At 71.5% G+C, this 18901-nt stretch carries 16 protein-coding genes and 1 pseudogene; 12 read left to right on the forward strand and 5 right to left on the reverse strand.

Annotated features, from left to right (window positions below; translation table 11 throughout):
• On the reverse strand, positions 1 to 428 hold a 428-nt coding region (locus QQK26_RS00005; RefSeq protein ID WP_284228781.1), incomplete at its 3' end, for an aminotransferase class I/II-fold pyridoxal phosphate-dependent enzyme.
• Between the two features lie 335 nt (positions 429 to 763).
• Between QQK26_RS00005 and QQK26_RS00010 the strand changes: the two genes are divergently transcribed.
• From QQK26_RS00010 to QQK26_RS00040, 7 genes are all read left to right on the forward strand, one after another.
• Positions 764 to 1159 carry a hypothetical protein gene (locus tag QQK26_RS00010; protein WP_284228783.1) on the forward strand — a complete coding sequence of 132 codons (396 nt, stop codon included), beginning with the start codon at positions 764 to 766 and terminating at the stop codon, positions 1157 to 1159.
• A 50-nt stretch (positions 1160 to 1209) separates the two neighbouring features.
• Positions 1210 to 1767 carry a hypothetical protein gene (locus tag QQK26_RS00015; protein WP_284228784.1) on the forward strand — a complete coding sequence of 186 codons (558 nt, stop codon included), beginning with the start codon at positions 1210 to 1212 and terminating at the stop codon, positions 1765 to 1767.
• 1194 nt (positions 1768 to 2961) lie between these two features.
• Positions 2962 to 4722: a S1C family serine protease gene (locus QQK26_RS00020; protein WP_284228787.1), complete on the forward strand. Its 1761-nt coding sequence runs from the start codon at positions 2962 to 2964 to the stop codon at positions 4720 to 4722.
• Positions 4723 to 4788: 66 nt separating this feature from the next.
• Complete coding sequence (locus tag QQK26_RS00025) at positions 4789 to 5826, forward strand: glycosyltransferase family 2 protein (protein WP_284228788.1); 1038 nt, start codon at positions 4789 to 4791, stop codon at positions 5824 to 5826.
• Entirely contained in the window at positions 5826 to 6632 is an 807-nt protein-coding gene (locus tag QQK26_RS00030; RefSeq protein ID WP_284228790.1) for a CDP-alcohol phosphatidyltransferase family protein, read from the forward strand. Before QQK26_RS00025 ends, QQK26_RS00030 begins: the two co-directional genes overlap by 1 nt.
• Positions 6633 to 6769: 137 nt before the next feature.
• Positions 6770 to 7609, forward strand: coding sequence for a glycosyltransferase family 2 protein (locus QQK26_RS00035; RefSeq protein ID WP_284234354.1), 840 nt, complete (start codon positions 6770 to 6772; stop codon positions 7607 to 7609).
• 34 nt (positions 7610 to 7643) lie between these two features.
• Entirely contained in the window at positions 7644 to 8930 is a 1287-nt protein-coding gene (locus QQK26_RS00040) for a CDP-glycerol glycerophosphotransferase family protein (protein WP_284228795.1), read from the forward strand.
• 21 nt (positions 8931 to 8951) lie between these two features.
• On the opposite strand, the gene QQK26_RS00045 is transcribed toward QQK26_RS00040, so the two are convergent.
• Positions 8952 to 9824 (reverse strand): hypothetical protein, encoded by an 873-nt coding sequence (locus tag QQK26_RS00045; RefSeq protein WP_284228797.1) that lies wholly within the window; start codon positions 9822 to 9824, stop codon positions 8952 to 8954.
• Positions 9825 to 9964: 140 nt separating this feature from the next.
• On the opposite strand from QQK26_RS00045, the gene QQK26_RS00050 reads away from it, so the two are divergent.
• From QQK26_RS00050 to QQK26_RS00070, 5 genes are all read left to right on the forward strand, one after another.
• Entirely contained in the window at positions 9965 to 10885 is a 921-nt protein-coding gene (locus tag QQK26_RS00050) for an ABC transporter ATP-binding protein (RefSeq protein ID WP_284228799.1), read from the forward strand.
• Complete coding sequence (locus QQK26_RS00055; protein WP_284228801.1) at positions 10882 to 11682, forward strand: ABC transporter permease; 801 nt, start codon at positions 10882 to 10884, stop codon at positions 11680 to 11682. The genes QQK26_RS00050 and QQK26_RS00055 overlap by 4 nt, the downstream gene beginning before the upstream one ends.
• A gap of 159 nt (positions 11683 to 11841) precedes the next feature.
• A complete protein-coding gene (locus QQK26_RS00060) occupies positions 11842 to 12678 on the forward strand; it encodes an HtaA domain-containing protein (protein ID WP_284228803.1) in 837 nt (278 codons plus the stop codon).
• A complete protein-coding gene (locus QQK26_RS00065) occupies positions 12678 to 13775 on the forward strand; it encodes a heme/hemin ABC transporter substrate-binding protein (RefSeq protein ID WP_284234356.1) in 1098 nt (365 codons plus the stop codon). The genes QQK26_RS00060 and QQK26_RS00065 overlap by 1 nt, the downstream gene beginning before the upstream one ends.
• Before the next feature lie 124 nt (positions 13776 to 13899).
• Positions 13900 to 16098: an HtaA domain-containing protein gene (locus QQK26_RS00070; RefSeq protein WP_284228805.1), complete on the forward strand. Its 2199-nt coding sequence runs from the start codon at positions 13900 to 13902 to the stop codon at positions 16096 to 16098.
• A gap of 147 nt (positions 16099 to 16245) precedes the next feature.
• On the opposite strand, the pseudogene QQK26_RS00075 reads toward QQK26_RS00070, so the two are convergent.
• From QQK26_RS00075 to QQK26_RS00085, 3 genes and pseudogenes are all read right to left on the reverse strand, one after another.
• A pseudogene (locus QQK26_RS00075) lies at positions 16246 to 16994 on the reverse strand (ABC transporter ATP-binding protein).
• Positions 16994 to 17812, reverse strand: coding sequence for an ABC transporter permease (locus tag QQK26_RS00080; RefSeq protein ID WP_284228807.1), 819 nt, complete (start codon positions 17810 to 17812; stop codon positions 16994 to 16996). The pseudogene QQK26_RS00075 and the gene QQK26_RS00080 overlap by 1 nt, the downstream one beginning before the upstream one ends.
• A 117-nt stretch (positions 17813 to 17929) precedes the next feature.
• Positions 17930 to 18622 (reverse strand): phosphocholine cytidylyltransferase family protein, encoded by a 693-nt coding sequence (locus tag QQK26_RS00085; protein WP_284228809.1) that lies wholly within the window; start codon positions 18620 to 18622, stop codon positions 17930 to 17932.
• Positions 18623 to 18901 lie beyond the last annotated feature (279 nt).

Consider the following 18901-nt stretch of genomic DNA (forward strand, 5'->3'; position numbering starts at 1 on the left):
CCGGCCAGGGCCACGGCCGCGGCGTACGAGTCGTAGAACGGTTCGAGCACGACGACCTCGTCGCCGTGGTCGACGAGCGCCAGGATCGTCGCGGTGAGCGCCTCGGTCGCGCCGGCCGTGACGAGCACCTGCGCAGCATCGAGCGGGATGCCGTAGAACCGCAGCTGATGCTCGGCGACCGCCTCCCGCAGCGCCGGCAGGCCGGGCCCGGGCGGGTACTGGTTGACGCCGTCGGCGATCGCCCGGCGCGCCGCCTCGAGCACCTCGGAGGGGCCGTCCTCATCGGGGAAGCCCTGCCCCAGGTTGATCGCCCCGGTCGCCGCGGCGAGGGCGCTCATCTCGGCGAAGATCGTGGTCGCCAGCTCGCCGGCGTCGTCGAGCAGCAGGGCGCCGCGGGCGGTGCGCTGCCAGGGGCCGGGGATGTCCATCGCTACCTCACGTCGAGCTCGGGGTCGGGCGGTCCACCAGCGGCGCGACCGCCCACCGCGAGGCTAGTGCCGTGGGCGTCACGTCCTCCACAGCTGCTCAGCCCTGCGTCTCTTCACGGAGAGCGGATGCACGGCGCCGGCAGCGCCGCCGCCCCGTAGGTTCCCGTGCCATGCACACCCCACGGACGCTCCTGCTCCCACTCATCACCCTCCCGCTCGCCGGCTGCGCTCTGCTGCCGATTCCGGGACCCGGTCGGGGCGACGTCGCTGCCCCGACGACAGCGCCGGACTCGTCCGCGACCGCGTCGGCGGAGCCCGTCAGTGACGAGGACCTCATGCGCGTCGCGGTCGCCGACTACCAGGACTACGTCGTCGTCGCTGGCGAGGTCGCCACGGGCCGGGCGGACCCGAGTGCGCTGAGCGCTCACCTCGACCCGTCGCTGCTCACGGCAGAGACATCCCTGAACGAGCGCCTGCACGCGGCCGGCCTCACGTTCGGCGCCGTCCCGGAGCTGGGCGAGGTGCGCGGCACGATCCTGCAGCAGAGCGACGAGCTGGCGCAGGTGCAACTCGAGGTGTGCCTGGAGGGCGAGCACGTGGCGCTCGGCGACAGCGGCCGCACGCTTGGCCGACTCGAGCAGACCGTCGACCTCGTCGCCGCGCCCGAGACGGGCTGGGTCTTCGTCGTCGAGCGATTGGCCGAGGGCACTGCCTCGCCCATCTGCCGATGACCCTGTGGACGGCCGGTTCGCGGAGCAGCGGGTGCGGCTACGGTGACGCCATGCTCCTCCGCCGCGCCGCCGCCCCGATCGCGCTCTTCACCGCCGTGGCATTCGCCGGCTGCACCGCGCCCGAGCCTGAACCGGAGCCGACGGTCGCGCCCCCGACGGACGAACCCATCTTCGCCTCGGAAGAGGAGGCGCTGGCGGCGGCGGAGGAGGTCTATCGCGCGTACGTGAAAGTCATCGACGACATCCTCAAAGACGGAGGGGCGGAACCCGAACGACTCGATCGATATGCCATCGGGCAGGCCGCCGAACTTCAGAAGGCCGGGTTCGCCGAAGCGCTGTCCAGCGGCGTCAGGAGCCAGGGTGAGACAACCTTCGTGATCGACAAGCTGCAGCATTGGAGTGGCAACCCCTCTGAGGGCTCGGAATCGATAGCCATCTTCGTTTGTCAGGACGTCTCAGCCACAGATTTGGTCAACGCCGACGGAAAGTCCGTATCCGATCCGGGCCGGCCACCGGTCCTTCCGTTCGAGATTGGATTGACGAGTACAGCGTCGGGCGCACTCGTGGTCTCGAGGGATGAGTTATGGCGCGGTCCAAACTTCTGCTGACACTCGCAGTTGTGACGCTACTAAGCCTCCTCCCAGGTGCCGCCTCGGCAGCTTCCGGGGCTGGCGGCACCGAGTGCGGGAGACTGCAGCAAGTCGCCGGATCCTGCCCGGTCATTGAGAGCGACAGCGACGGTCGGACTGTGACGTTGGACGGAGCAGTTGGTGCTCGTTCTGACGCCAACCAGTCGCGCTCCTCGGAGGCGACTGGTTCGGGTCCGGGCAAGAACGACTCCCCGTCGATGAAGCCCGAGGCGCCTGACCCGCGCGACTGCCTCCCGGTGAACGTCGTCGGCTCTGGAGAAGGATGCCTCGCGGGAGAGGACCAGCCGCCCCAGGACACCCCCGGCCCAGCCCCCACCGTCACGATCAACGACCTCGCCTCCTTCTCCCCGCGCGCCGACCGCCTCAGCGCCGAGCCCGGCGATTGGGCGATCACCGGGCTCCCCGTCAACCCGGTGGCCGACGACGCGCCGGTGTCCGCATCCGGGGAGCTGCTGGGCCTGCCCGCGGAGGTCCGCTTCACGCCGGTCGAGTTCCTGTGGGACCGCGGCGACGGGTCGACCCTGAGCACGCCTGACGGCGGCGCGACCTGGGCCGAGCTCGGGCAGGCGGAGTTCTCCGACACCAGGACGAGCCACGTCTACGACGATCCCGGCGTCTACACGCTGGCGCTCTCGGTGCGTTTCGCCGCGGAGTACTCCGTCGGCGGCGGCCTTGGACGCCGGTCCCCGGCACCCTGGTGTCGGAGTCCGGCTCGTTCGAGATCACGGTCGGCCGCGCGGGCACCGTGCTCGTCGACCGGGACTGCCGCACGGGAACCCGCGGCCCCGGCTGCTGACCGAGCGCTGCAGCCCGAACGGAGCGGGTCCTACGGCGGACTGCTCGCAGAGGCGCTCCCGGACGCTGGCCGATGCGGCGAAGCGCCTCCGCACCCGTTCCGATCCTCATCGACGCGGTGTTGGGGCGCTTCGCCGACAGTGGGGCGCGTGCCCGCATGCCCCGCTGTCGTCGAGGCGCCCCAATGCGGAGGATCGGACGCGAGCCGGCGCCCTCGGTCGCCTCTAGCCCCCTCCGTTCCGCCCCCGGCGAATCGCGCTGGCAACGCCATAGACAAGGGCCAACCCGCTCACAGAATCGCCATACAGTTCATTCAGGTGTGCGCTGGAAGCTGGCTCCGCCTGAAAGGAAACCCCGATGAACGAGAACCCGAACACCGGCGCCGGTGACACCGACCCGAACCGTCAGCACGACAGCGCGTCCGTCCCCGCCGAGGAGGGCTCGACGCCGGAGCAGCAGCAGCACGCGAGCCAGCAGGGTGCCGAACCGCAGCATCCGGCAGCCGCCGACGCGACCGCGCAGACCGCGGCCCAGCGGCCCGACGCCGCGACCGCGCAGACCCCGGTCCAGCAGCCCGCCCACTCGGCCCAGCAGCCCGCCGCGAACCCGCAGCACGGCGAGCGCCAGCAGTTCGCGCCCCCGGTCGCGCCGCAGGCCGCCGCCCACGCGCAGCACGGCGCGCAGCACGCCGCCTACCAGCAGCAGGGCCACCCCCAGCAGCACGGCCACCCCCAGCAGCAGGGCCAGCCCCAGCCGCAGTACGGCCAGTACGCCCAGCAGCAGTACTCCCAGCAGCAGCCGAGCCCGGGCTCGCACCACCTCCCGGGCGCCGCCTTCGGCCCCGCGGCCACGGGACCGGGCACCCAGCAGTGGGCCCCTCCCGCGCAGAACGCGCAGAACGCGCAGAAGAAGCCGAGGAACCGCCGCGCCGGCGTCGCCGTCGCGGCCCTGGCGCTCGCCGCGCTGGTCGGCGGCGTGTCCGGTGCCGGCATCACGTCGCTCATCGGCGGCGGTGCGGGCAGCAGCTCGGTCGCCGGCGTCGAGCACGCCAACCCCACCTCCGTCACCGTCAACGACACCGAGGACGTCAACCTCGTCACGGCCGTCGCTGCGCAGGCGACCCCCTCCGTCGTCACGATCTCCGTCTCCGGCGGCGACGCCTCCGGCAGCGGTTCGGGCGTCATCATCAGCGACGACGGCTACGTGCTCACCAACAACCACGTCGTCTCGCTCGACGGCTCGGTCGCCGACCCGAGCATCCAGGTCACCGACTCCGAGGGCCGCCTCTACGACGCCACGATCGTCGGGACCGACCCCGTCTACGACCTCGCGGTCATCAAGCTCGATGGCGCCAGCGACCTCACGCCGGTGGAGTTCGCGAACTCCGACGACCTCAACGTCGGCGACCGCACGATCGCGATCGGCGCCCCGCTCGGTCTGAGCAACACCGTCACCGACGGCATCGTCAGCTCGCTCAACCGCAGCATCTCGGTCGCGTCGAGCGAGGTGCCCGACGGGGGATCGACCGACCAGGGCGAGGGCAACCAGCAGAGCCCCTACGACTTCTGGGGCTTCGACCTTCCCGGTCAGGAGCAGCAGCAGCAGGCGAGCTCGACCATCTCCCTCTCGGTCATCCAGACCGACGCGGCGATCAACCCGGGCAACTCGGGTGGCGCGCTGCTCGACGCCAACGGCGACCTCATCGGCATCAACGTGGCGATCGCGACCGCGGGTGGCGGCGGCACGAGCTCGAGCGCGGGCTCCATCGGCGTCGGTTTCTCGATCCCGTCGAATGTCGCAGAGCGCATCTCCAGCGAGCTCATCGCGAACGGCGAGGCGACGCACGGCCTCCTCGGCGCGACGGTCGGCGACGTGACCAGCACCGACCAGTCCTCGACGGTCGGCGCGCTCATCGACGACGTCTCCCCGGGCGGCGCGGCTGCAGCGGCCGGACTCCGCTCCGGCGATGTGGTCACCGCCATCGACGGCAAGCCGGTGACGAGCATGAGCGACCTCGTCGCCCAGGTGCGCGCCCAGGCCGCGGGTGCCTCCGTCACGATCACCTACAACCGGGGCGACGGCGCCGGCGAGGTCGAGGTGACGCTCGGCTCCATGTGAGCCGCCGCGCAGGCCCCGTCCCGGCAGGGACGGGGCCTGCGCCATGCCCCCACTACCATGGGGCTCATGCAGCAGGACGACTCCCTTCCCGGCGTCTCCTACGTGATGCCGGTGCTCAACGAGGTCGAGCACGTCGAGGCCGCCGTCCGCTCGCTGCTCGCCCAGGACTACGCCGGCGAGGTCGAGGTCATCCTCGCGCTCGGCCCGAGCATCGACGGCACCACCGAGCTCATCGAGGCGATGTCGGCGCGGGATCCGCGCATCCGCTTCCTCGACAACCCGGTCGGCTCGACGCCGGCCGGCCTGAACGTGGCGATCAGGGCGTCGGTCTTCCCGGTCGTCATCCGGGTCGACGCGCACTCGGTGCTCACGCCCGACTACACCGCCGTCGCCGTCGAGACGCTGCTGCGCACGGGCGCCGACAACGTCGGCGGCATCATGCTGGCGGAGGGGACCAGCGCCTTCGAGCGCGCGGTCGCCTTCGCCTACGGCTCGCCCGTCGGGCTCGGCGGCGGCAGCCACCACGTCGGTGGCGAAGAGGGACCCAGCGAGACCGCCTACCTCGGCGTGTTCCAGCGGCACCGTCTGCTCGAGGTCGGCCTCTTCGACGAGGACATCAAGCGCGGCCAGGACTGGGAGCTCAACCGCCGGCTGCGCCAGACCGGCGGCACGGTGTGGTTCACCCCGCGCCTCACCGTCACGTACCGGCCCAGGTCGAGCCTGCGCCGCCTCACCCGCCAATTCGTCGCCACCGGCCTGTGGCGCGGCGAGCTGGCCCGCCGGTTCCCGGCGCAGAACTCGGTGCGCTACTTCGTGCCCCCGCTCGCGGTCGTCGCGATGCTGCTCGGCACCATCGCGGGCCTCGTGGGCGCGATCACAGTGTCGCTCGGCGGCGCCGCCTGGCCGCTGCTCGGTTTCGCAGTGCCCGGCCTCTACCTGCTGGGTGTGATCGCGGTCGCACTGGCGTGCATCCCCCAGCTGGGTGCGGGCGCGGCCCTGCGTCTTCTCGTAGTCTTGCCCTGCATCCACATCGGATGGGGGCTGGGCTTCGTCATCGGCTTCGCCAAGCTCACCCGCAACATCTCCTACTACCGAGGGCGCTAGTGACCGCATCACCCGCCGGCGTCCGCCCGGCCTCGATCGCCGAGCTGCGCGCGGTCACCCAGCCGCCGGAGGTGCGTCAGCGCGCCAACGCCGAGCACTGGACCGCCAGCCTCTACCTGCGCGACCTCTCGCCGTACCTGACCTGGGTGCTGCTGAAGACCCCGATCAGCGCCAACGGCGTGACCGGGCTCATGATCCTCACCGGCTGGGCCACGGCCGCCGCCGTGCTCATCCCGGGCATCCCCGGCGCGATCGTCGCCGTGCTGCTCGGCCAGCTGCAGATGCTCGTCGACTGCTGCGACGGCGAGGTCGCCCGCTGGCGCGGCACCCGCTCGCCGATGGGCGTCTTCCTCGACAAGGTGGGCCACTACACGACCGAGGCGCTCATCCCGATCGCGCTCGGCGTGCGCGCCGCGGGCTGGCCCTTCGAGGCGCCGGCGGACTACCTCTGGACCACGCTCGGCCTGCTGCTCGCGCTCGTCATCGTGCTCAACAAGGCGCTCAACGACATGGTGCACGTCGCCCGTGCCAACGCGGGGCTCGAGAAGCTCGCCGACCGCAAGCACGAGTCGGTGCCGACCTCCGGTGCGCTCGCCACGCTGCGCCGCGCGGCGCGCTTCCTGCCGTTCCACCGCCTCTACCACTCGGTCGAGCTCACGCTGCTCATCGGCGCCTCCGCCGTCGTCGGCCTGTTCGTCGGCGACATCGAGGCGGCCCGTTGGCTGCTGATCGCGCTCGTCCCGCTGTCGCTGCTCGCACTGGCCGGCCACTTCGTTGCGATCCTGGCCTCGAAGCGGGTGCGTTGACCGCCGCCCCGGACGGCCGAGCGGATGCGGCGCCGAGCGTCCCCGCGGACCGAGCGGATGCGAGCACGCCGCAGCCGTCGGCCGCGCCGCACACGCAGCCGGCCGCACCCGCGGCGCCGAGCGTCGGCGTCGTCTCGCTGAGCCAGGGCACCCGCCCCGACGATCTGCGCCACGGCCTCGAGACCCTGCTCGCGCAGACCGGCGTCGAGCTCGACATCGTGGTGGTCGGCAACGGCTGGGCTCCCGTCGGCCTGCCCGAGGGCGTCCGCGGGCTGCACCTGCCCGAGAACCTCGGCATCTCCGCCGGCCGCAACCGCGGCGTCGACGCGGTGTCGGGGGAGTGGGTCTTCTTCCTCGACGACGACGCGAGCCTGCCGAGCCCGACCTTCCTCGCCGACGCGATCGCCCTCATCCGCTCGGATCCGTCGATCGGCCTGCTGCAGCCGCGCGTCGTCGACCCCGAGGGCCGAGCGAACCCGCGGCGCTGGATCCCGCGCATCCGCAAGGGTGAGGCCACCGACTCCGGCCCCGTGTTCTCGGTCTGGGAGGGTGCGACCCTGCTGCCCCGAGCGGTCTTCGACCGGACGGGCGGATGGGCGGCGCCCTTCTTCTACGCGCACGAGGGCGTCGAGCTGGCCTGGCGGGTCTGGGATCAGGGCCTGCGCGCCTGGTACGCCGGCGACCTCGTGGCGCACCACCCCGCCATCGACCCCGCCCGGCACGACTACTACTACCGGCTCAACGCCCGCAACCGGGTGTGGCTGGCCAAGCGCAACCTGCCGTGGGTGCTCGCGCCGATCTACGTGGGCAGCTGGACGGCCATCCAGGTGCTGCGCTGGGCGCGCCGCCCGGAACAGCTGCGCGCCTGGTTCGGCGGCTGGGCGGAGGGATGGCGCGAGACGCCGCCCGGACGGCGCCGTATCTCTTGGGTAACGGTCGCACGCATGTTCAGGGCCGGTCGAGGACCGATCATTTAATCTGGTGCCTCCCCACGTTCGACTGGAGTTCACCATGCCCTTCCGCCGCGATCTGGCCACGGCGCGCAAGCTGGTCGTCGAGGCGCTGCACGCGCGGCGGCTGCAGCGCCGGCTCTGGCCCCTCTACCGCGAGCGCGAGCGGCTCGAGCGGGGCGAGGCCGAGGTGGTGGTCTACTTCGCCGACAGCGACGTGAACATGTACCAGATCCGCCAGTGGTACGCACCGCTGGCCGAGTTGCACAGGACGCATCCGGTGACGATCATCGCCCGGCACCCGACGGCCGCGCTCGCGCTGCTGCAGGAGTCGCCGGTGCCCATCGTCTACGCCAGGAAGGTGGCCCAGCTCGAGGACTTCATCGACAAGCAGGAGCTGCGCGTCGTCCTCTACGTCAACCAGAACGCCAAGAACTTCCAGATGATGCGCTACGGGCGCATGTGGCACGTGTTCATCAACCACGGCGAGTCCGACAAGATGTACATGACCACCAACCAGTTCAAGGCGTACGACTACGCCTTCGTGGCCGGCGACGCGGCGCTCGAGCGGCTCGGCAGGGTGCTCTGGGACTACGACTTCGACAAGCGCGCGATCCCGATCGGCCGCCCGCAGGCGGACCACTTCGCCGGCGCGCTGCCCTACGAGCCCGACGACCGCACGGTGGTGCTCTACGCCCCCACGTGGGAGGGCGACCGACCGGCGGCGGCGTACGGCTCCATCGCCACGCACGGTCGCGAGCTGGTGCGCGCGCTCACCGCGACGGGACGCCATCGCGTGATCTACCGCCCGCACCCGCGCAGCGGCGTGCTCGACGAGGAGTACGGACGCGCGCACCGCGAGATCGTCGCCGAGCTCGCGCGCGCGAACGCCGCCGATCCGGGCGCGCAGCACGTCTTCGACGACGGCCCCGAGATGGGCTGGCAGCTCGCCGCCGCCGACATCGCGGTCTGCGACATCTCGGCGATGGTCTACGACCGCCTCGCCACCGGCAAGCCGATCATGGTGACCCGGCCCGCGCATCCGGAGGCCAGCGTCGACGAGTCGGGCTACCTCGGTGCCGCCGAGTGGCTCACGGTCGAGGGCGCAGCGGATGCGGTGGCCGAGCTCGATCGTGTGATCGGCAGCAGCGACGCGCAGGAGCGCCTGCAGCACTGGGTGCACCGGCACTTCGGCGACACGGCCCCCGGCGCCGCCACCGCGCGGTTCCACGCGGCGATCGAGCGTCTCCTGGAAGCCTGGGATCGTCATGCCCGCCTGCACGATGCCACGGACGTGCCGACCGCGTCGGACCCGTCGTCGCAGCATCCGCTCCGTCAGGCCGGCTGAGTCGGGCTCACGCCGGCCGAGCTAGGACCGCTCCCGCTTGCGGCGGCCGGGGAGGAGCGCCCTGCGAGGCGCGAGGTCGCGCTGCTTCCGCTCCCGCGGGGCCTTCGTCTCGATCGCGAGCGCGTCGGGGAACACGTCGGCAGGCGGGCCGAACGCCGTGCGCGAGGCCGCGATCACGCGCCGGCCCAGGATGAGGTTGCCGCTGCCGCCGATCGCCGCGCCGATGCCGAACGGCACGAGCCGGCCGATCGCGCCGGCACCGGTGTTGGCCGCGAAGCGTCGCAGGAAGGCGTTGCGCAGCTGATCGCCGATCGGCCCGAACGCCGTGCGCGGCAGCCTCTGCGCCAGGGTGCTGCCCCAGTAGCCGCTCATGCCGACGCCGCTGCCGGTGGCCTGCGCGGTGAGGTGCTTCACCAGCTCGACGCCCGGTCCGCCCATGATCATCGTCATGACGAGCGCGCGGGCCCGTGTCGGATCCTCCAGCGCGATGCCGTGCAGCTCGGTGATGGACTGGGCGTAGAGCGCACTCGCCTCGAGGAAGCCGGCCGTCTCGACGCCGGTGAGGGCGAGCGCGGCGCCGGTGCCGAGCCCGGGCACGGCGGCGCTCGCGCCGACCGCCGCTCCGCCCGTGGTGACGGCGGCGAGGTAGCGGCGCTCGAGGATGCGCGCGATCTCGGCAGGGCTCGCATCCGGCTTGGCGCGACGGATGCTGCGCAGGTGGGCGAGCACGGCCGGCCGGTGCACGCTGAGCAGCTTGTCGACCCAGCCGCCGAGGCGCTCGGCCATCGGGTCCTGCGGCGGGCGCAGGTCGAAGTCCGGCATGTCGTGCGGTTGCGGTCCGCCGGATGCGATCGGCGGCACGATCGGGCGGATCGGCTCCTGGGGCTGGGACATGCTCCTCCTGGTTCGGGTGATGCACACGCTACGAGGACGGGATGCATGACAGATGTCACACGTCCGCATGCCGCCTGACACTGGCCTGAGCGCACCTCAGGAAGCCAAGCTGGAGATCACTCAGAGGAGGGGAGCGCCGCATGGCGAGACGAGGATCACCCATCGAGGTCAGGAACCTCACCAAGCAGTACGGGAGCGCGCGGGCCGTCGACGACCTGAGCTTCACGGTCGAGCCGGGCCGGGTCACCGGCTTCCTCGGCCCGAACGGCGCGGGCAAGACCACGACGCTGCGCAGCCTGCTGGGGCTCATCCGCCCCACCTCCGGCTCCGCGACGATCGGCGGCAAGCGCTACGCGGAGCTCGACAGCCCGCTCACCACGGTCGGCGCCGCCCTCGAGGCGAACAGCTTCCACCCCTCGCGCAGCGGTCGCGGGCACCTCGCCATCCAGGCGAAGGCCGCGGGCGTACCAGCGGCCCGCGTGGACGAGGTGCTGCTGCGCGTCGGCCTCGCCGAGGCCGGCTCGCGCAAGGTCGGCGGCTACAGCCTCGGCATGCGCCAGCGCCTCGGCCTCGCCGGAGCACTGCTCGGCGACCCGTCGGTGCTCGTGCTCGACGAGCCGATCAACGGGCTCGACCCGGAGGGCATCCGCTGGATGCGCTCGTTCCTCAAGGTGCTCGCCGAGGAGGGGCGCACGGTGCTGATCAGCTCGCACCTGCTCAGCGAGGTGCAGCAGACGGTCGACGAGCTCGTCATCATCGCGAAGGGCCGGCTCGCCTACCAGGGCGACCTGGCCGGCCTCGCCGGCGAGACCACCGTCACGGTCGACGCCCCGCGCCGGGCCGAGCTGCAGGCGGCGCTCGCGCCGCACGCCGCGGTGCAGCCGCTGCCGAACGGTCTCGTCGTCACTGGCCTCGACGCCGAGCAGGTCGGCGCGCACGCCTTCGCCGCGGGCATCCCGCTGAGCGCTCTGAGCACGACCGCGAGCGGGCTCGAGGACGTCTTCCTGAACCTCGTGACCGGCGAGCATACGACCACCGCGATGGAAGGAGCGGGGCGATGACCCTCATCCGCTCGATCAGCGCCGAGAGCGCGAAGCTCTTCGGCCTCAAGACCTGGTGGATCCTGCTGCTCGTCATGGTGGCGTACGTGGGCGCCTTCGCGGCCGGCATGGCCGCGATCTTCGGTGGTCTGCTCGGCGGCGATCAGCCGATCGAGGGCATCGCGGTCGCCGAGCTCGTCTACAGCCTGGGCAGCACGATCGCCTACGCCTTCCCGGTGCTCGTCGGCGCCTTCATCGTCACAGCGGAGTTCCGTCACGGCACCCTCACGCCCACCTTCCTCGCCACGCCGTCCCGTGCGGTCGTGCTCTCGGGCAAGGTCGTCGTCGCGGCGATCGTCGGCGCGGTCTTCGGCCTCGGCATCGTGCTCGCCTCGGTGGTGCCGGGTGCCGCGGTGCTCGGGGCGACGGGCGCCGAGACCGGGCTGGACGACCCCGACGTGTGGCTGATCATGGCGCGCACCGTGCTCGCCATGGCGATCTGGGCGGTGCTCGGCCTGGGGCTCGGCTCGGTGTTCCGCAACCAGGTGGTCGTCATCGTGATCGTGCTCGCGTTCACGCAGTTCCTCGAGCCCACCCTGCGCGTCGCGCTCGGCTTCACCGACCTCAACGCGAGCGTCGGGCAGTTCCTGCCGGGCGCCGCGGGCGACGCGCTCGTCGGGGGCAGCTCCTTCAACGCCATGATGGGCGGCGGGGGCGACCAGCTCGACTGGTGGCAGGGCGGGCTGGTGCTCGGCGGCATGGCCGCGGTGCTCGTGCTCATCGGGGCGCTGACCACCTGGCGACGCGACGTCGACTGACGGTCCTGGCGTGCATCCGCTCGACTGACGACGCGCGCGGATGCACGGGACGGGGCGGATCGCGCACGGCGCGTCCGCCCCGTCCGCCGTTCCCGGGCCGACCTCCTCGGAACTGGGATAGGTTAGGAGTTCCTAACCTCTCGCAGTCCTGGAGCCCCCATGCGCCCCCACCGCCTCCGTCACTCCGCGCCCGTCCTCGCGACGGCCCTGCTCGGCGGCGCGCTGCTCCTGCCCGCGTCGACCGTCGCTGCGGCGATGGAGGCGCCGACCGAGGGCTGCACCGTCGCCGACGCGAGCATCACCTGGGGCTTCAAGGAGTCGTTCCGCTCCTACATCTCCGGCTCGATCGCCAAGGGCACCTGGGAGGTGCTCGACGGCGCGACCTACGAGACGCCGTCCTTCGGCTTCAGCGGAGGCACGGGCACGGCGGACGCGGAGGCCGGCACGGGCTCGATCGCGTTCGGCGGTGCCATCCGCTTCACCGGGCACGGCGGCCTGCTCGACACGACCGTCGCCAACCCCACGATCGAGCTGACCGGACCGGATGCGGGCCGCCTGCTGCTCGATCTGCGCAGCGTGCCGATGGAGGCCGCGATGGCCGGGCAGACCGACGCCGAGACGCTGATCCAGGTGCCCTTCGCCGATCTCGACCTCTCCGGCGCGACGATCGTGCAGGACGGCGGGACGCTGACCATCGGCGGCGACGCCGTACCCGCCGCGATCACCGCCGAGGGCTTCGAGGCGTTCGGCAGCTACGAGGCCGGCACGGCGCTCGACCCGCTGACCTTCAGTGCGACGGGCACGTGCGCGGTTCCGACCGCCGCCGAGGCGACCGAGCCGTTGCCGGCCGCGTCGGAGGGGCCGGCGCTGGCGGCCGGTGACGACGACGTGCCGTCGCCCGGGCTCATCATCGCCATCGTCGGCGGCCTGATCGCCCTCGCCGGCGGAGTGACCGCGGCCATCGTCGCCGGCCGCAGGAAGTCCGGGGCGGCGTGATGCGGCGCACGGCGGGCATCCCCCTCGGGATCCTCGCGATCGTCGCGCTGGCCGCCTGCGCCGGCCCGTCCGGCAGCGGGCCGCTCGAGGCCGTCGCCGAGCAGCCGCGGGTGCCGCTCAGCGAGCTCGCTACCCTCGACGATCCCGGGGCGTACGTGGGGGAGTCGACCGCTCTCGTCGCCGACGCCGCCATCGAGCCGGTGCTCGACGACCCGCGGCCCGAGCTGCCGGTGACGATCGCCTCGCACGACCTGGCGGGCGATGTGGAGGTCACCGTCGACGACGCCTCGCGCATCATCGCCATGGATCTCTCCGGGTCGCTCGCCGCGACCGTCTGGGGCCTCGGCCTCGGCGGCTCCCTGGTCGGCCGCGACGTCTCGACGACCTTCCCCGGCAGCGAGGACCTGCCGGTGGTCACCTCCGGTGGGCACAGCGTCAACGCCGAATCGGTGCTCGGGTTGGACCCTTCCGTCGTGATCACCGACGGCAGCATCGGGCCGAACGACGTGGTGCTGCAGCTGCGCGATGCCGGCGTGCCGGTGGTCTTCGTCGACACCGCGACGTCGTACGAGGGCGCCGAGCAGCAGGCCCGCGAGGTCGCCGCGGCGCTGGGCGTGCCGGAGGCGGGGGAGCTGCTCGCCGAGCGCATCCGCTCCGACATCGCGGACGCCGTGCGGCAGATCGCGGCGATCGCTCCGCAGGACGAGTCCGAACGGCTGCGCATGGCGTTCCTCTACCTGCGCGGCTCGGCGGGCGTCTACTACCTCTTCGGCGAGGAGTCCGGAGCGGATGAGCTCATCACCGCGCTCGGCGGCATCGACGCGGCGGGCGAGATCGGCTGGACCGGCATGATACCGGCAACGGACGAGGCGTTCACCGAGCTGGACCCGGACCTCATCCTCGTCATGACCGACGGCCTCGAGTCGGTCGGCGGCGTCGACGGCCTGCTGGCCGAGAAGCCAGCGATCGCCCTGACCGCCGCAGGGGAGCACCGCCGCTTCGTCGACATGGCCGACGGCCAGGTGCTCTCCTTCGGCCCGCGCTCGGCCGAGGTGCTCGACGCGCTCGCCCGCGCGATCTACGCGCCCGAGGCCTGAGCCTTCCTCCGTTACCGTTCCGTGATCGGCGGATGCCCATGCGTCCTTAAGGTAAGGCTAAGCTCAGTGAGGCTGCCCTCACTTCCGGGCGCCGACCCGACTCACAGCACCAGGAGGTCTTGTCGTGCACAGAACCAGGAGGGCGCCCGGACGGCGCACCCTCTCGAGCATCGCGATCGGAGCGCTGCTCGCGAGCGCGGCGGCCTTGGGCGTCGCGGCCCCGGCGAATGCGGCCGCAGCCGTGCCCACGCTGACGCTCTCCCAGGCGACGGGCCTCGACCCCGCAGGTCAGACGATCACGGTCACGGGGACGAATTTCGATCCGAACCAGGCGATCTACCTCGTCGAGTGCCCCGACGTGCCTCTGGCGCAGGTCTCCTTCGCGATGGCGTTCAGCTGCCAGTCGACCGCCAAGCGCGTCGTGCCGATCGACGATCCGTCGCCTTCCCCCACGGTCGTCCGTTTCGCCGCCGACGGCTCGTTCACCACCGAGCTCACCGTGCAGCCTCGGGCGAACGGCACCGCGGTCTTCACCCTCGCCGACCACACCGGCATGGATGTTCGCACGCAGGACGCCAAGGCGTCCGTCACCTTCGCCGAGCCGATCCCCCTGCCCTCGCTCGAGCTGTCGAAGTCCGCTGACCTCGACCCGGCCGGCGAGACGGTGAGGGTGACGGGGAGGCACTACGACCCGAACCAGGCCATGTACCTCATCGTGTGCGATGAGGCGCCGGTCGACGAGATCGATTTCAGGTTCGCCCAGTCCTGCACGGCTGGCGCCAAGCGCATCGTGCCGATGGACGACCTCACCGCCTCGCCGACGGCCGTCCGCTTCGCGGATGACGGCTCGTTCAGCACAGAACTGCACATCACGCCCAGGAGCGGCTCGACTGCCGTCTACACCCTGGCCGACCACACGGGCATGGACGTCCGCACACAGGACGTCAAAGTTCCAGTGAGCTTCGCCACGGTCGTCTCACCCGAGCCTGAGCCTGAGCCCGAGCCCGAGCCCGAGCCCGCGCCTGAGCCCGCTGCACCGGCAGTGACCGTGGCCCCGGGCACGGCACTCGACCCGAACGTCGCCAACACCCTCACGATCTCCGGCACCGGGTTCACCGGTCCGGGTGCCGCGAACGGCGCCTACGTCGTCTTCGGTGCGAAGACGCAGTGGGCTCCCGGGACCAAGCCCGGCCAGAACGCTTGGATCGCGCAGACTCACGTTCCGAAGGGCTCGATCGCCGATGGCGCCTTCACGACGACGCTCACCATCCCTCGCGGTGAGCTCGAGCCGGGCACCGAGTACCAGGTCGGCACGTTCGCCGCGCACGGTCTGTCGCAGTCCGACCGCACCCTCGACACGTCGACGACCATCACCGTGCAGGACGTCGCCGTGAAGCCCGCGATCAACCTCAGCGTCGACACCGTTCTGCAGGGCGGCGAGCTCACCGTGCGCGGCGCCGGCCTCGCTGCCGGCAAGACCGCCGTCGTCACGGTCAACTCCGACCCCTACGAGCTCGGCCGCACCACGGTCGGCAGCGACGGACGCTTCTCGGTCACGGGCGCCCTGCCCGCGGACTTCGCGACCGGCGAGCACACCGTGACGGTGTCGGTGGACGGCGTCGAGCTCGCCTCCGCTCCGCTCACGGTCGCCGCGGCGATCCTGCCCGCGGCCGTCGAGGCGCCGCCCGCAGAGACCTGCACGGCCCGTGCCGTCCGCGGCGCGAGCATCTCGTGGAACGTCAAGGAGAGCTTCCGCAGCTACGTCCAAGGTGGCACCGCGAAGGGTTCGTACTCGATCAACTGGGGCGGCGGCAACGGCGCGTTCAACACCGAGGACGACCGCGGTCGCGTCGCCTACAGCGGCTCGGCCACCTTCTCCGGTCACAGCGGCGCGCTCGACATGACCCTGTCGAACCCGCGCATCCAGGTGGCGAGCGCCACCAGCGCCTCGCTCATCCTCGACGTGCGCTCGGCCGGGCTCGGCTCCAACCCGGGTGTGGATGCGAGCGGCGTCGTCTTCGCGACCCTGCGCCTGCCCGCGGCGACCGAGTCCGCGGACCGCATCAGCTGGAGCGGCGCCTCGGCGACGCTCACGGCCGCCGGAGCCGAGGCCTTCGCCGACTTCTACGACGCCGGCGAGGCCCTCGACCCCGTGTCGTTCAGCTTCCCGCTGGGCGCCGAGGTGGAGTGCGACGCCACCACCAGCACGACGCTCGCCAGCACCGGTTCCGAGCAGGGCGCTCAGACGCTCTGGATCGGCCTCGGTCTGCTGGTGCTCGGCGCGGGTGTCTTCGCCCTCCGCCGCCGCACCGCCGGCGTCTGACCCCGGTGCCGGGCCGCGACGCGCGGCCGGCACCGCACGAGCCCCGTCCCGCATCCCGCGGGGCGGGGCTCCGTCGTCCCGCGGTGACGGCCGAGCGGATGCGGGACCACGCAGGCCGCATCCGCTCGGTGCGATGGGGAGGGGCGCCTACGCCTGGTCGGCGTTGTAGCGCTCCACGACCTCGTCGATCGGGCCGTCGAGCAGCAGGCGGCCGCCCTCGAGGTAGAGGCCGCGGGTGCAGAAGCGGCGCAGGTCGCGCTCGGAGTGCGAGACGAAGAACAGCGTGCGCCCCTCCGAGAGCATCTCCTCGATGCGGGCGTAGCACTTCTCCCGGAAGCCCTTGTCGCCGACCGCCAGCACCTCGTCGACGAGCAGCACGGGCTCCTCGACGCGCGACATGACCGAGAACGCGATGCGCACCTTCATGCCGCTCGAGAGGTGCTTGTAGGGGTGTCGACGAAGTCGCCGACGCCGGCGAAGTCGATGATCTCGGCGAAGGCGTCGTCGATCTCGGCCTTCGACATGCCGTGCAGTCCCGCGGTCAGGTACACGTTGTCGCGCACGCTCAGGTCATCGACGAAGCCTCCGGTGATCTCGATCAGCGGAGCGACGCCGCCGTTCACGCGCACGCTCCCCTCATCCGGAAGCTGCACCTCGGCGACGAGCTTCAGCAGCGTCGACTTGCCCTGGCCGTTGCGGCCGACGACGCCGATCGCCTCACCGGCGCGCACCGTGAAGCTGACGTCGCGCAGCGCCCAGAACTCGTCGGGCCGCTTGCGGCGCAGGTTGCCGGAGAGCAGGTCCTTGAAGCTGCGACGTCCGCGACGGTTGCGGCGGTAGCTGATGCCCAGGCCCTCGACCTCGATCATCGGGTGCCCCTCGGTGACCGCGGCCATCACAGCTCCTTCAGCACGGCGCGCTCGCACCGCTTGAACACGAGCAGGCCGATGCCCAGGATCGCGAGGCTCATCGCGGCGCCGATGCCGATCGTGAGCCACTCGAGCTCCTGCGGGAAGAACGCCGAGCGGTAGAGCGCGAAGATGCCGGCGAGCGGATTGAAGGACGCGAGCAGATGCAGCGACTGCGGCAGCAACGCGAAGCTGTAGACGATCGGCGTCGCGTAGAACATGAAGCGCATGATGAGCTTCACGGCCCGCTCGAGGTCGCGGAAGAACACGACGATCGGTGCGACGATCAGGCCGAGACCGACGATGAGCGCGGCCTGCAGGATGATCGCCGGGATCCAGAGCAGCGCGGTCCAGTGCAGCGTGAGGTCCGACTCCGCGTCGAAGAGCGCGAAGGCGAGAGCGAAGCCCGCGAGCACCGGGATCGAGAGCAGGAACTCGATGCCCTTCGACGCCACGACGCGCAGCACCCAGATGCTGCGCGGCAGCTTCGTGGAGCGCACGAGCTTGGCGTCCTTGAGGAAGGCCCGCGTCGACTCGTTGATCGACGTGCTGAACCACATCCACGGCAGCAGGCCGCAGAGCAGGAACACGATGTACGGGTCCTCGCCGACGTCGCGCTTGATGACCACCGTGAAGACGAACCAGTAGATCGCCGACATCATCAGCGGATCGAGGATCGACCAGAGGTAGCCGAGCACGGAGGTCGTGTAGCGCACCCGCAGGTCGCGCTGCGTCAGCAGCCAGAGCGAGTGCCGGTACCGCGCGAACGGGCTGCGCGCGGCGCGCGCAGTTGGTGCGGCGGTCATCCGCTCATCATATTGGGCGCGCCGGAGTGAGCGGGCCCGCGCACGACGAAGGGCGACCGGATGCTCGAAGCATCCGGTCGCCCTCCGGTCGCGCGCCGCAGCGGCGCGTCATGACGCTCAGACGAAGAGGTTCGCCCGCTCCAGGTCCTCGGCGAAGTCGACCTCGACCGCGTACAGGTCGGAGATGTCGACCGGCTCGATGCGCACGCCGTCCTGCTCGATGGCGAGCTCGAGGCCGCGCTCGAAGTAGTCCTGGTCGCCGACGCGGGCCAGCTGGCGCACGAGGGCCGCCTTCTGGTGCGAGGCGATGTAGTTGATGCCCACGGCCTCGCCCAGACCGCCCTTGACGGTCTTCGACAGCTCCTTGATGAAGCCCTCGGCGTCGGTCGTGTACTTGACCTCCTCGTCGCTCACCTTGGCGGTGTTGACGGTCACGAAGGACTGGTCGCGGGCGACGAGCTTGGCCGCGCGGCGCAGCGCCTCGGGGTCGAAGACGACGTCGCCGTTCATCCAGAGCGTGCCGCCACTGCCGCCGGCGCGCAGCGCGCGCAGCAGGCTCTTCGACGTGTTCGTCTGGTCGTACTCCTCGTTGTAGACGAAGTCGGCGTCGGGGAACGCCTCGACGATGTGCTCGAGCTTGTAGCCGACCACGATGGTGACCTTGGCGTCCGCGCCGAAGGCGGCGTGGATGTTGTCGAACTGCTGCTGCATGATGGTGCGGCCGTCGCTGAGCTCGGTCAGCGGCTTCGGCAGCGAACGGCCGAGGCGGCTGCCCATCCCGGCGGCGAGGATGACGATCTGCGTGCTCACGTGGAGTACCTCCCTGATACGTCGTGAATGCGGGAGGGACATGGCGGCGTCGTTCGCTCGCCATTCACCCGCAGGTGGCTTGCTAGACACGACGACGTGCCTCCTCGATCATGACAGAGCGCCTGCGATTCCGCGGTGAAGCGCTTGCTCTGTGGCCAATTCGTGACCCGCGCTCCAACCTCCCGGCGGCGTCCTCGGCCGTTGGTACGGTGGTGCGGTGGAGTCGAAGAATACCCCCGAACTGGGCACGGATGCCGAGTTTCCTGTGAACGCGCAGGA

Origin of the sequence: Arenivirga flava (genome assembly GCF_030161575.1) — a bacterium.
GTDB classification, from domain to species: Bacteria; Actinomycetota; Actinomycetes; order Actinomycetales; family Microbacteriaceae; genus Arenivirga; species Arenivirga flava.